Origin of the sequence: Streptomyces sp. HSG2, from assembly GCF_016598575.1 — a bacterium.
Taxonomy (GTDB): domain Bacteria; phylum Actinomycetota; class Actinomycetes; order Streptomycetales; family Streptomycetaceae; genus Streptomyces.
This window is the reverse complement of record NZ_CP066801.1, coordinates 2,944,338-2,957,600: the sequence shown is the minus strand read 5'-3', so window position 1 is coordinate 2,957,600 and position 13,263 is coordinate 2,944,338. Positions and strand designations below refer to the sequence as shown.

The 13,263-nt window shown below is 73.4% G+C and carries 11 protein-coding genes and 1 pseudogene; 5 read left to right on the top strand and 7 right to left on the bottom strand.

Translation table 11 applies throughout. From position 1 onward, the window contains the following. Positions 1–80: 80 nt before the first annotated feature. From JEK78_RS12570 to JEK78_RS23675, 6 genes and pseudogenes are all read right to left on the bottom strand, one after another. On the bottom strand, positions 81–1,922 hold the full coding sequence (locus tag JEK78_RS12570) for a biotin carboxylase N-terminal domain-containing protein (RefSeq protein WP_200258516.1): 1,842 nt from the start codon (positions 1,920–1,922) through the stop codon (positions 81–83). Between the two features lie 7 nt (positions 1,923–1,929). Further along, entirely contained in the window at positions 1,930–3,528 is a 1,599-nt protein-coding gene (locus JEK78_RS12565; protein ID WP_200258514.1) for a carboxyl transferase domain-containing protein, read from the bottom strand. Next, positions 3,525–5,144 carry an acyclic terpene utilization AtuA family protein gene (locus tag JEK78_RS12560; RefSeq protein ID WP_200264129.1) on the bottom strand — a complete coding sequence of 540 codons (1,620 nt, stop codon included), beginning with the start codon at positions 5,142–5,144 and terminating at the stop codon, positions 3,525–3,527. Before JEK78_RS12560 ends, JEK78_RS12565 begins: the two co-directional genes overlap by 4 nt. Positions 5,145–5,233: 89 nt before the next feature. Further along, complete coding sequence (locus tag JEK78_RS12555; RefSeq protein ID WP_200258512.1) at positions 5,234–6,028, bottom strand: TIGR03084 family metal-binding protein; 795 nt, start codon at positions 6,026–6,028, stop codon at positions 5,234–5,236. Between the two features lie 199 nt (positions 6,029–6,227). Beyond that, on the bottom strand, positions 6,228–6,893 hold the full coding sequence (locus tag JEK78_RS12550) for an SDR family NAD(P)-dependent oxidoreductase (RefSeq protein WP_277953039.1): 666 nt from the start codon (positions 6,891–6,893) through the stop codon (positions 6,228–6,230). A gap of 78 nt (positions 6,894–6,971) precedes the next feature. Then, positions 6,972–7,042 (bottom strand): annotated as a pseudogene (locus JEK78_RS23675) (hypothetical protein); the annotation flags it as partial. A 321-nt stretch (positions 7,043–7,363) separates the two neighbouring features. On the opposite strand from JEK78_RS23675, the gene JEK78_RS12545 reads away from it, so the two are divergent. The 4 genes from JEK78_RS12545 (at position 7,364) to JEK78_RS12530 (ending at position 9,834) form a co-directional block, all read left to right on the top strand. Continuing rightward, a complete protein-coding gene (locus tag JEK78_RS12545; protein WP_200258510.1) occupies positions 7,364–7,549 on the top strand; it encodes a hypothetical protein in 186 nt (61 codons plus the stop codon). A gap of 448 nt (positions 7,550–7,997) precedes the next feature. After that, positions 7,998–8,177, top strand: a complete 180-nt coding sequence (locus JEK78_RS12540) for a hypothetical protein (protein ID WP_200258509.1) — start codon at positions 7,998–8,000, stop codon at positions 8,175–8,177. A gap of 84 nt (positions 8,178–8,261) precedes the next feature. After that, a complete protein-coding gene (locus tag JEK78_RS12535) occupies positions 8,262–8,456 on the top strand; it encodes a hypothetical protein (RefSeq protein ID WP_200258508.1) in 195 nt (64 codons plus the stop codon). Between the two features lie 196 nt (positions 8,457–8,652). Then, on the top strand, positions 8,653–9,834 hold the full coding sequence (locus JEK78_RS12530) for a serine hydrolase domain-containing protein (RefSeq protein ID WP_200258507.1): 1,182 nt from the start codon (positions 8,653–8,655) through the stop codon (positions 9,832–9,834). An 85-nt stretch (positions 9,835–9,919) separates the two neighbouring features. On the opposite strand, the gene JEK78_RS12525 is transcribed toward JEK78_RS12530, so the two are convergent. Further along, a complete protein-coding gene (locus JEK78_RS12525; RefSeq protein ID WP_242483399.1) occupies positions 9,920–10,840 on the bottom strand; it encodes an EamA family transporter in 921 nt (306 codons plus the stop codon). Between the two features lie 563 nt (positions 10,841–11,403). On the opposite strand from JEK78_RS12525, the gene JEK78_RS12520 reads away from it, so the two are divergent. Continuing rightward, entirely contained in the window at positions 11,404–13,053 is a 1,650-nt protein-coding gene (locus JEK78_RS12520) for an ATP-binding cassette domain-containing protein (RefSeq protein ID WP_200258506.1), read from the top strand. Positions 13,054–13,263: the final 210 nt, after the last annotated feature.

Below are 13,263 nucleotides of genomic sequence, written 5' to 3'. Positions count from 1 at the left end.
TCTCTCCTTCGGCTGCGGTTCCTGGTGATCGCTCGCGCTTCCCGCGCGGCCGGGGCGTACCGCCCGGGCCGGACCTGCCTTCAGCTCTCGCGCACCACCACCAGCGGGGTGCCCGGCTCGACCTGTTGCCCGGGCTCCACGTGCAGGGCGGTCAGGGTGCCCGTGACCGGGGCGGTGATCCTGTGCTCCATCTTCATCGCCTCCAGCCAGAGCAGCGGTTGCCCTTCCCGGACGGGGGTGCCGGCGGCGAGGCCCTCGGCGACCCGGACGACGGTGCCCGGCATGGGGGCGAGCAGAGAGCCCGGGGCGTGCCGGGTGACGGCCTCGGGGAAGCGGGGAAGGGCGGTCAGGCGGGTGCGGTCGACGAAGACCTGGTCCCCGTGAACCGTCACCTCGAACCGGCGCCGCACCCCGTCGACGTCCAGCACGACCAGGTCGGAAGCGACGCGCACCACCTCCACACCGTCGGCCTCGTACCCCGCCCGGGTGTACCGGTAGCGGGCCTCCACCTCTCGGCCGGCGACGGCGTAGCGCTTGGTCCGCGGCGCGGACGGCAGGTTGCGCCAGCCGCCGAATCGGGAACGGCCGACGGAGTCGGCCAGGGCCGCGACCAGCGGGGCGTGGGGCTCCTCGACCGGGCGGGCCAGGTCGGGCAGGTGACGGGTCAGGAAGCCGGTGTCCATCCGCCCGGCGGTGAACTCCTCGTGGCGCAGGGCACGCACGAGGAGGTCTCGGTTGGTGACCGGACCGTGCACGGCGGCACGCTCCAGGGCACCCGCCAGACGCCGGATCGCCTCGGCCCGGGTGGGGGCGTGGGCGACGACCTTGGCGATGAGCGGGTCGTAGTGGACTCCGACGCTGTCGCCGTCCGCGTAGCCGGTGTCCAGCCGGACTCCGTCGGGGAAGGCGAGTCGGTGGAGTCGGCCGGTCTGCGGCGCCCAGTCGGCGGCCGGGTCCTCGGCGTACAGGCGTGCCTCGACTGCGTGCCCCCGGGCGGGGGGCGGCTCGGCGGGCAGGGGCTCGCCCTCGGCGACCCGGAGTTGGAGGGCGACGAGGTCGACGCCGAAGACAGCCTCGGTGACGGGGTGTTCCACCTGGAGACGGGTGTTCATCTCCAGGAAGTGCGCCCTGCCGTCGGCGACGAGGAATTCGACCGTCCCGGCGCCCACATAGTCGACGGCGCGGGCGACGCGGACGGCGGCGGCGCGCGTCTCCTCGACCAGCTCCGGTGCCAGCCCCGGCGCGGGGGCCTCCTCGATCACCTTCTGGTGGCGGCGTTGCGCCGAGCAGTCGCGGGTGCCCAGCGTCCAGACCGTGCCGTGCGTGTCGGCGAGGATCTGCACCTCGACGTGGCGTCCGTGCTCCAGGTAGGGCTCGACGAACACCTCGCCGTCGCCGAAGGCGCGGGCGGCCTCGGCGCGGGCGGCGGCCAGTTTCGCGTCGAGGTCGGCCAGGTCGCGCACGACGCGCATGCCGCGTCCGCCGCCCCCCGCCGCGGCCTTCACCAGCACCGGCAGGTCGGCCTCGGTGACCCGCGTCGGCGAGGCGACGCCCATCAGCCGCTTGGCCCGGGTCTTGGAGGCCATGACCTCGATCGCCTCGGGCGCCGGCCCGACCCAGACCAGCCCGGCGTCGAGGACGGCCCGGGCGAAGTCGGCGTTCTCGGCGAGGAAGCCGTAGCCCGGGTGGACCGCGTCCGCCCCGGCGGCCAGTGCTGCGCGCACGACGGCGTCACCGCGCAGGTACGTCTCGGCGGGCGTCGCCCCGGGCAGCCGCACGGCGGCGTCGGCCAATCGGGTGTGCAGGGCGTCCTCGTCGGCGTCGGAGAAGACGGCGACGGTGCGGATGCCCGACTCCCGGCAGGTGCGGAAGATCCGGCAGGCGATCTCGCCGCGGTTGGCGACCAGAACGGAAGCAATCACTGTTCCCTCACATCCGGAAGACGCCGAAACCGCCCCGGGCCCCCTCGTAGGGCGCGGTGTGGATCGCGGACAGGCAGAGACCGAGCACGGTGCGGGTGTCGCGGGGGTCGATGACGCCGTCGTCGTAGAGCCGGCCCGAGAGGAACATCGGCAGCGACTCGGACTCGATCTGCTGCTCCACCATGGCGCGCAGCGCCGCGTCGCCCTCCTCGTCGTAGGGCCGGCCCTTCGCGGCGGCGGACTGGCGGGCGACGATCGACAACACACCGGCCAGTTGCTGCGGCCCCATGACGGCCGACTTGGCGCTGGGCCACGCGAACAGGAAGCGCGGTTCGAAGGCCCGCCCGCACATGCCGTAGTGCCCCGCGCCGTAGGAGGCGCCCACGAGGACGGACAGGTGTGGGACGCGCGAGTTGGCGACTGCGTTGATCATCATGGCGCCGTGCTTGACGATGCCGCTCTGCTCGTACTCCTTGCCCACCATGTAGCCGGTGGTGTTGTGCAGGAAGAGCAGCGGGATGTCCCGCTGGTTGGCGAGCTGGATGAACTGCGCGGCCTTCTGCGACTCCTCGCCGAACAACACCCCTCGCGCGTTGGCGAGGACGCCGAGCGGGTACCCGTGCAGGCTCGCCCAACCGGTCGTCAGGCTCGACCCGTACAGCGGCTTGAACTCGTCGAAGTCGGAGGCGTCGACGAGCCGGGCGATCACCTCGCGCGGGTCGAAGGGCGTCCGCAGGTCCTCCGGCACGATCCCCAACAGCTCCTCCGGGTCGTACTTCGGAGGCTCGGCGGGCGGCGGGTCCGGGTGGGCCTTGCGATGGCCGAGGCGCGCGACCACACGCCGTGCCCGGCGCAGCGCGTCCCACTCGTCGACGGCGAGGTGGTCGGCCAGGCCCGAGGTGCGGGCGTGCATGGCCGCGCCGCCGAGCGACTCGTCGTCGCTCTCCTCGCCGGTGGCCATCTTCACCAACGGGGGGCCGCCGAGGAACACCTTGGCCCGCCCCTCCACCATGATCACGTGGTCCGACATCCCGGGGACGTAGGCGCCCCCGGCGGTGGAGTTGCCGAAGACCACGGCCACGGTCGGTATGCCCGCCGCCGAGAGCCTGGTCAGGTCGCGGAAGACGCCGCCGCCGGGGATGAAGATCTCCTTCTGGGACGGCAGGTCGGCGCCGCCCGACTCCACGAGGCTGACCAGGGGCAGCCGGTTGGCCGCCGCGATCTCGTGGGCCCGCAGCGCCTTCCGCAGCGACCACGGGTTGCTGGCACCGCCGCGCACGGTCGGGTCGTTCGCGGTGATCAGGCACTCGACTCCGGACACCACTCCGATGCCGGTCACGAGGGAGGCGCCGACCGGGTAGTCGCTTCCCCACGCGGCCAGGGGTGACAGCTCAAGGAAGGGGGTGTCCGGGTCGAGAAGCGCCTCGACCCTCTCTCGGACCGGCAGCTTGTCCCGCTCCCGGTGCCGTCGAACGTACTTCTCGCCGCCGCCCGCCAGCGCCTTGGCGTGCTCGGCGGCCAGCGCGTCGAGCCGCGCCAGCATGGCCTCGCGGTTGGCCCGGTACTCGGGCTCCGTCGTTCTCAGAGTCGAGGACAGGACGGTCACAGCAGGTCCTCCGGGATGTCCAGGTGACGGGAGCGCAGCCACTCACCGAGCGCCTTGGCCTGCGGGTCGAAGCGAGCCCGCGAGGCGACGCCCTCGCCGAGGAGCCCCTCGACGACGAAGTTCAGCGCGCGCAGACGGGGCAGGACGTGCCGGACGACGCGCAGCCCCTCGGTCTCGGGGAGCAGCGTCCGGAAGCGGTCGACGGTCAGCGTGTGCGCCAACCACCGCCAGGCCGGGTCCGTGCGGGCCCAGACCCCCACGTTGGCGTCCGGCCCCTTGTCCCCGCTGCGGGCCCCCGCGACCAGGCCGAGGGGCGCCCGCCGCCTCGGTCCCGGCGGGGGCGGCTCGGGGAGCGGCGGCTCGGGCACGTCCTGGAGCGCGGCGGTCCCGCCGGGCGCGGGCACCGTGATCCGGGTGCCGTCGGGCAGGACCGCCACCTGCTCGACGGACTCCTGGGGCACGTGGTCGGCCTCGAAGACCCCGTACGGGGTTCCCTTCCCGGGCGGAGCCAGGACGTGGAAGCCGGGAAAGCTCGACAGCGCCAACTCCACCGCGGCCGTCCCCGGCGCCCGGCCGACGACCCGCTCCTCGGCGTCACGGACCACCAACCGGAGCAGGGCACCGGCCGTCTCCTGGGTGGGCGCGTCAGGGTGGTCGGTGCGCGCCAGCTCCCAACGGATGTCCGCCGGCGTCGACTCGGCCAGCGCGTGCGTCATCTGCCGTCTCACCAGGTCCGCCTTGGCCTCGATGTCGAGGCCGGTGAGCACGAAGACGACCTCGTTGCGGAAGCCGCCCAGACGGTTGCGCCCCACCTTCAGCGTGGGCGGCGGCGGTTCGCCCCGCACCCCGCTGATCCGGACCCGGTCGACGCCGACCCGCTCCAGGCGCACGGTGTCGAGACGAGCGGTGACGTCGGGGCCGGCGTAGCGCGCTCCGGCGGTCTCGTAGAGCAGTTGGGCGGTCACGGTACCGATGTCGACGAAGCCGCCGGTGCCGTCGTGCTTGCCGACGACGCTGCTTCCGTCGGCGTACACCTCGGCGACGGGGAAACCGGGGCGCCGCACGTCCCCCTCGCCGAAGAAGGCGTAATTGCCCCCGGTGGCCTGGGCCCCGCACTCCAGCACGTGCCCGGCGACCACCGCCCCGGCGAGTCGGTCGTGGTCGCTCGGCGTCCAGCCGAAGTGCGCGGCGGCCGGCCCGGTCACCAGGGCCGCGTCGGTGACCCTCCCCGTGACCACAACGTCGGCGCCGGCCTCCAGGCACGCCGCGATGCCGAAACCGCCCAGGTAGGCGTGGGCGGCGAGGCTGTCGGGGTACCGCTCCCGCAGATCGTCGCCCTCGACGTGGGCGACGCGGGTCGGGACGCCGAGGCGCTCCGCCAAGGCCCGTACGGCGTCGGCGAGTCCGGCGGGGTTGAGCCCGCCCGCGTTGGCGACCACCCGCACGCCCCGGTCGCGCGCGAGGCCCAGGCACTCCTCCAACTGGCGCAGGAAGGTGCGCGCGTACCCGGCGGCGGGGTCCTTGAGCCGGTCGCGTCCGAGGATCAGCATCGTCAGCTCGGCCAGGTAGTCGCCGGTGAGGACGTCCAGCGGGCCGCCGGTCAGCATCTCGCGCATGGCGTCGAAACGGTCGCCGTAGAACCCCGAGGCGTTGCCCACCCGGAGCGGGCGCCCGGCGCCGGCGACACCCGTCGCGCCTCCCTCGCTCACCCGGCTTCCCCCTTGGCCGCACGGCCCGGACCCGGGGGCCCGGCGAACGCCTGGGCGACGTCCAACCAGCGCTCGGCGTCGGGTCCTTCGGCCGTGAGGCGCAGATCGGCCCGATGCGCCCGACGAGTGGCCAGCAGGCAGAAGTCGAGCGCGGTGCCGGCGACGCGCTGCGCGGCACCCTCGGGCCCGTAGGCCCACAACTCCCCGTCGGGAGAGACCAGTTCGACTCGAATCTCCGCCTCGGGGGCCTTCAGCCCATGGGCGGCGAAGGCGTAGTCGCGGGCGCGGACCCCGATCCGGGCGACATGCCGCAGGCGGTCCGTGGGCGTACGGGTCACCCCCAACGCCTCGGCCACATCCAAGCCGTGCGCCCAGGTCTCCATGAGGCGCGCGGTGGCCATGGAGGTGGCCGACATCGGTGGCCCGTACCAGGGAATCCGCGCCTCGGAGCCCGCGTCGAGCAGGGCGGTCTCGAGGGCCGCGCGACCGGAGCGCCAACCCGCGAGCAGCTCGGCCGGGGGCAGCGCGGCTCCCTCCGCCGCGGCGGAGTCCACGAAGGTGTCGGGCGCGGCCATGGCCCGCGCGACCAGCCCGTGGAAGGCGTCGGGATCGGTCGCCGCCAAGAGCGCGCAGCGGTCCGTCCACGCCAGGTGGGCGATCTGGTGGGCCACGGTCCAGCCGGGGGCCGGGGTGTCCAGCCGCCACCGGCCGGGGGCGAGCGGGGCGACCAGCGCGTCCAGGCCCTCGCTCTCCTCGCGCAGGTCGTCGATCACGGGCTTCGGGTCGGACACGGAGCGCTCCCCTCGAACACGGCCGCGTGCGACGCGGCGTGGAGAGGAGCATGGCAGCGGGCCAATAAACAATCAAGCATGCTTGCTTGGAAATTTTCCCCGCCCGCCGGACCGGCCGAGATCACATCGACGGGGCCACCACCCGCGGCCCCCGGCGGACGGCCCCACGGCGATCGCGCCCGATGCCACCACCAAGGCCCTACGACCTCGCGGCGCCGGTGACGACGTGGTCGAAGGCGCGGTCGCTCAGCAACCCCCGGAGGGTGATCAGCGTTCGGGCGTACTTGCCCACCGCGTACCGCGTCCGGGGACGACGCGCCGCGAGAGCCCGTACGATCACCTGGGCCGGGACAGAGGCCGGACTGCCTTTTCCGGGCTCGTAGTTGAGGCGAGTGGCGTCCGCCACCCACCGCGCCATGCCCGCGTACGCCGACGACCCGGAGCGAGCCAGCAGGAGTTCCACCATCACGTCGCCGAACTCGGTCTCGATCAGACCCGGCTCGACGACGACGTCGAGGCCGAAGGGAGCCAAATCCAGCCGGAGGCAGTCCGACCAACCCTCCAGCGCGTACTTGGTCGCGTGGTACCAGCCGCCGAGCGGCGTGTACATCCGACCGCCGACCGACGACACGTTCACGATCCGCCCGGAGCCCCGTTCGCGCATGTACGGCAACACCGACCGGGTCGGCCGGGCCGGGCCGAAGAGGTTGACCTCGAACTGGTGCCGGGCGTCGTCGGCGGTCGTGTCCCCGATCGCCCCGTAGAGTCCGAACCCCGCGTTGTTGACCAGCACGTCCACGCCACCGCGATCGGCGGTGATCCGGTCGACGACGGCCACGATGTCCTCGTCGCGGGTGATGTCCATGCCGAGGACGACGGCCCCCGGTCGGCCAGGTCCGCCATGCGGTCGACCCGACGGGCGGCGGCGTACACGACACAGCCCCGTTCCAACAGCTTGAGCACCGTCTCCTTGCCGATTCCCGACGAGGCGCCGGTCACCAGTGCCGTCCGCATGCGCTCTGCCCTCCGTCCGGGACGGCCCCTCGGCCACCCCTCCACCCACCCCAGGAACACCGGCCGCGCCCGGCATGTGGAAGGCGCGGGTCGACGTCACGGGGCGACCTCCGGCAGGAGCCCGCCGCACCACGCGTCCGCCTCGACACCCCGCGCGCCGCTCGAAGCGGGCAAGGGCACCCTCTCGGCGCCTCTCCCCCGATCGGGGGACGCGGGAAGGTCCCGCCACCCCAACGAAGTTCGGCGCCATGGCCGACATACATCGGCCTTCACACCTCATACCCTGATATTCCACTTGATCTCTACCCGGAGTAGGAAGCCATGGGCAGCCTGCCGATCGAGAACCTGCCGACAGCTCCGCTGGAGGAGAGCGAGGCGGCGGCCTACGCCGGCTCGGCCGAGCCGGTCGTCGCCACCCCGGTGTCCGTGGGCCTCGCGGCCGCGTACGTCGGAGCCGCCGCCATGGGCGTGGGAGTGGGATACGCCACCATGGCCGCGGCCATGTGAGCGTGACCCCACCCCGTGGCCCACGCCAGGCGCGCGGGCCGAGAGGTCCGATGCCCCGCACCCGTCGTCGACGCCAGATCCCCGGCACGCGAGGAGGACGCCGGGGAGGGAACCGTCCGCCTCCTCGCCGATTCCCGACGAGGCGTCGATCACCGGGTGAGGTCCGTGAGCGCTCCCGACGCACGCGGGTCCCCCGGGTGGCGCGCCGAGCGCGCCGACCGCGCGCGCCGGGACGACCACCGGCGACGCACCCACCCCGCCACGCGTCCGCCTCGTCGCGCTCCCCGGCGCTCGACGCGGGAACAGGCGCCCCCTCCCCCGATCGGGGGAGGGGGAGAGGCCCCGACGCCCCTCAAGAGATTCGGCATACCAACCGACATACAACGGACTTCATGGCACATAACCTGGTATCCAAGTTCGATTTCGACCAGACCAGAAGAGGAAGACGATGCGCAACCCGCCGATCGAGAAGCTGCCGACGGAACCGCTCCGGGAGAGCGACATCGGAGAGGTCGACTCTGAGGCCGGCCTGGTGGTCGGCACCCCGGCGTTCGCGGGCGTGGCGGCCACGTACGTCGTGTCGTTCGCAGCGGGCGTGGGGGCGGGGTACGGCGTCATGGCCCTCTGACCGCGCACCGAGCGGCAACACCCCGGCAAGACCGAGAAGTCGGGTCGCCACCCGATCCCCGATCCGCGCAAGGAGCATCCGAACATGCGTGCCGAGACCACCCCCCGTGTGATCCACGAGGCCGAGACCGAACTGAGCGAGGAGACACCCGGATTCATCCGGAGGTACGGGTTCCCGGTTTCCGTGACCGTCGCCTTCATCACCACGACCATCGCGTTCTCCACCGGCGTGGCCGGCGGTGTGGTCCTCGCCGCCACCATCCAGGCCGGAGGAGACTGACGCACCGGCGCGCCGGGGGCGCCGACCCTCGGCGACCCCGACCCCGACCCCGACACCCACCCGACACGAACCCCGACACCCCGACCGCCGACGCCAGGGGTGATCTCGTGCCCGGGTGGGATCGTCGGTTCGCCTTCGCCCACCAGGATGGGACGGGTCCGCGGCATCCGCCGCCACCCGAGCGAAGGCAGCACCCATGCGAAGGCGCACTCTCACCCGCACCGTCGTCCTCTCCGCCCTCTTGGGCTCCTTACTCCTGAGCCCGGCGGCCGTCGCGGCGAGCGCCCGCGCGGGCTCGGCGCCGTCCGCCTCGCCGACCGGCGCGGCTCGGTGGACGGGAGCGACCGATCCGGGCCCCGGCGTCGAGGCGTTGCGGCGGGCCCTGGCCGAGTTGCCCGACGACGACGTCTCGGCGGCGCTGATCCGGGTGGGCGGGGACGTCGAATGGCGGGGTACCGCGGGTGTCCGGGATCGGCGTACCGGAGCCCCCGCGCTCTCGCACGCCCGGTTCCGGGCCGGATCGACGACGAAGACCGTCACGGCGGCGCTCGTGCTGAGTCTGGTCGAGGAGGGGCGTATCGATCTCGACGCGCCGATCACCCGGTACCTCCCTCGGCTGCTGCCGGAGTCCTTCGGCGAACCGCCCACCGTGCGGCACCTGCTCACGTACACCAGCGGCCTGCGGGCGGGAGACGGCCTGGGCTCCACGCCCGAGGAGTCGTACGCGACGCGGTTCGTGACCCTCACCCCGGAGCGAGTGGTGGCGTCCGCCGTCGCGAAGGGCCCGGAGCACCCCCCGGGGGAGCGGCAGGAGTACAGGAACATCCACTACACCGTGCTCGGCCTGCTCATCGAGGCGGTCACCGGAGAGAGCTACGCGGACGAGGCCGAGGCGCGGATCTTCCGCCCTCTCGGGATGCGGCACACCGGGTTCCCGGCCGGCCCCGACCCCCGCGTCCACGGCCCCCACCACCGCGCCTACGCCGACATCGACGGGCGAACCACCGACGTCACCGAGTGGAACATGTCCGACCGCTGGGCGGCGGGCGACATGATCTCGACCACCGCCGACCTGGAGACGTTCGTCGTGGCCCTGTTCGGCGGTCGGGTGGTCTCCGAGGAGTTGGTGGACCAGATGCTGACCGTGCCCGACCTTCCCCGGGACCCCGACGCCACCTACGGCATGGCCTGGGAGCGGCACACGATCGGCGACCGGGTCGTCTGGGGCAAGACCGGTTCCCGGCCCGGTTGCCACACGGTCGTCGGAGCCACCCGCGACCTGTCCCGGACGGTGGTGTACTCGGTGACCGCCAAGAGCGCCCGGGAGGACGGCTATCCCCTGCTCGCCCGCTTCGCCCTTCCCGCCTTCGAGGACTGAGCACCGGGCGGCGCGGGGGTCCGCCCGGTGGCCGCGCGAGGCGCGCGGCGCGCACGGGGGCCGGCGGCGGCCGGTCCTCCCCCGCTCACGCCCTTCGCTCGCCGCGGCGGAGCGCCGCCTGCGTCCGCACCGCACCCATGCTGGCCACGACGACCAGCGCGATGGCGGCGGACTGCGCGGCGGTCAGGACCTGGTCCAGGACGAGGAAGCCCGCCGCCGCGGCGATGGCCGGCTCCAGGCTCATCATGACCGCGAAGGTGGGGGCGGGCAGCCGACGCAGCGCCAGCAGTTCCAGCGTGTACGGCAGCACCGAGGACAGCAGGGCGACGGCGGCGCCGAGGGCGATCGTCACCGGATCGAGGAGCTTGGCGCCGGCCTCGGCCACCCCCAGCGGCAGGAACAGCAGGGCCCCCACGGCCATGGCCAGGGCCAGTCCGTCCGCCTGGGGGAACCGGCGTCCGGTGCGGGCGCTGAAGACGATGTACCCGGCCCACATCGCGCCCGCTCCCAGCGCGAAGGCCGCGCCGGCCGGGTCCAGGCCACCCAGGTCGCCGCCGCCAAGGAGGAACACCCCGGCCAGCGCCAGACCGGCCCAGACCAGGTTGACGAGGCGGCGGGAGGCGAGGACGGAGAGCGCGAGCGGGCCGAGCACCTCCAGGGTGACCGCCAGACCGAGGGGGATGCGCTCGACGGCCTGGTAGAAGAGGCCGTTCATGCCGGCGAGGGTGACACCGAAGACGACGACCGTCCCCCAGTCGGCTCGTGAGTGACCCCGCACCCGAGGACGACAGATCAGCATCAGGACGACGGCGGCGACCGTCAGCCGCAGCGTGACGACACCGAGCGCGCCGGCCCTGGGCATGAGGCCCACCGCGAGAGCCGCGCCGAACTGCACCGACACGCCGCCGGCGAGAACCAGTCCGACCGGCCCGAGCGAACCGAACCGACCGGCGGTCGCCCTCGGCGACGGATCTTCGGCCGGCGCACCGGGTGTGGGGTGCTCCACCGTCGGCACGGGGGAGGCGGCGGCCACGGGGGGTGTGGGGGCGGCGGGCCCGGGTGGGGGGCTGGAGGTGCTCACGGGGGCCTTTCGGGCGTCGCGAAGATCCGTTCATCCGACTGTACGGACCAGTCCACGATAATGGCCCATGGGAGGGGCGCGAAAGCGGGTCGTCCCCGCCCGCCGACGCGGTCCTCCGCCCTCGCCGACCGGGCGCGCCTTCCCAGGCGGGAGGTGCCCTCGCCTGGGGGCCGCCCCCTCCCAAAAGTCTTTGACACCGTCCCCACGCCCTCCTAGCCTCGATGGCGGTCCTGTCGTCGTCGATCGGAGTAGGACGTTGCTCGTCTGAGGTCATGAGGCACCGCCGTGTCGTGCCGCCCGCGCTCCCGAGCGCGCGGCCGTGTCGGCGCATCGTGTGCGACCTCGGCGTTCGAGCCGTCCCCCGTCGAACTCTCCTCCTCGCGGTCCCGCAGGACCGTCGGATCGTCGGACCGGGACGTTCCCCATGGTCGCCCGCTCGGTGCCTCGCACGCGTTGCCCCTGTTCACATCGAACGACAGCGAGGTCCCATGACCACCTCTCACCCCCGTTTCCCCGCACCCGCCTCGATCGCCGTGGCGGGACTGCGCTACGACCTGCCGGACGGCACACCCGTGTTCGAGGGGCTCCAGGTCGCCTTCGGCCCCGGCCGCACCGGGCTCATCGGTCTCAACGGCTCGGGGAAGTCGACCCTGCTGAAGCTGATCGCCGGGGAGCTGACCCCGGCCGCCGGCACGATCGGGGTGTCCGGTCGGGTCGGGTACCTGCCGCAGAACGTCACCCTGGACACCTCCCTGCGCGTCGACGAGGCACTGGGCATCGCCGGAACCCGCCGCGCGCTGCACGCCATCGAGGAAGGAGACCCCCGTGAGGAGAACTTCGCGACGGTCGGCGACGACTGGGACATCGAGGAGCGCGCCACGGCGACGCTCGGCGAACTCGGCCTCGACCACATCGGACTCGACCGCACCATCGGCGAGGTCTCCGGTGGCGAGGCCGTCCTGATGCGCCTCGCCGCCCTGCTGCTGGCCCGCCCCGACGTACTGCTCCTGGACGAACCCACCAACAACCTCGACCTGCACGCACGTCGCCGTCTCCACGCGGCGGTGGAAGGCTGGTCCAAGGTGCTGGTCCTCGTCAGCCACGACCGTGAACTCCTGGAACGGGTCGATCGGATCGCCGATCTGCGCGGCGGCGAGATCGTCGGCTACGGCGGCGGCTTCTCCGCCTACCAGGAGGCGCTGGCCGCCGAGCAGGAGGCCGCCGAGCGCATGGTGCGCGCGGCCGAGTCCGACCTGAGGAAAGAGAAGCGCGAACTGGCCGAAGCCCATGTGAAGCTGGCCCGCCGCAAGCGGTACGGGCAGAAGATGTGGGACACCAAGCGCGAGCCCAAGGTCGTCATGGGCGAGCGCAAACGGCAGGCCCAGGTCTCGGCCGGCAAGCACCGCGTCACGCACGAGGAGAGACTCGCCGAGGCCAGGGAGCGGCTCGACGAGGCCGTGGAGGCCGTACGCGACGACGACGAGATCCGCGTCGACCTGCCCGACACCGCGCTCCCTCGGGGCCGCACCGTGCTCACCCTGCGCGACCTGGAACTCGCTTACGGGGCCCGGGTGAACGGCGAGTTCCGGATGCGCGGCCCCGAGCGGGTCGCGCTGGTCGGACGCAACGGCGCCGGCAAGACCACGCTGCTGCGCACGATCACCGGGGAACTCGCCCCGGTGGCGGGCGAGGCGACCGCCCATGTGCCGCTGCGTTTCCTGCCCCAACGGCTGGACGTGCTCGACGAGGAGGCGAGCGTCGCCGAGAACGTGGCCCGGTTCGCGCCGGACGCCACACCCAACCTGATTCGCTCGCGGCTGGCGCGCTTCCTCTTCCGAGGCGCCAAGGCGGACCAGCGGGCCGGGACACTGTCCGGTGGCGAACGCTTCCGCGCCGCCCTGGCCGCGCTGATGCTGGCCGAGCCCGCACCGCAACTGCTGATGCTGGACGAGCCGACGAACAACCTCGACCTGGCGGGGGTCCGCCGGCTCACCACCGCCCTGGCCTCCTACGAAGGGGCCCTGATCGTGGCCGGCCACGACCTGACCTTCCTGGAATCGATCGGCATCACCCGCTGGATCCTGCTGGACGGGGAGCTGCGCGAGACCAACGCCGAGGAGGTGCGAGCCGGCCGGTGAGCCCGGGAACCGGGGCCGGCCCGAACCGGCCCCGGTATGGAGTACGCCGTCGCACCGGCGGTTCGCGGACGTCCGCGGACGTCGACGCGCGCGGGGGGCGCACCGCACGTCGCGGCTCGCCCCCCGCGCGGAGATCCGCCTCCCGCCCCGCCTCTCCCGGGCCCGCCGGAGTCCCGGAGACCCGCCCTCGACGGCGCGTCTCAGCCGACG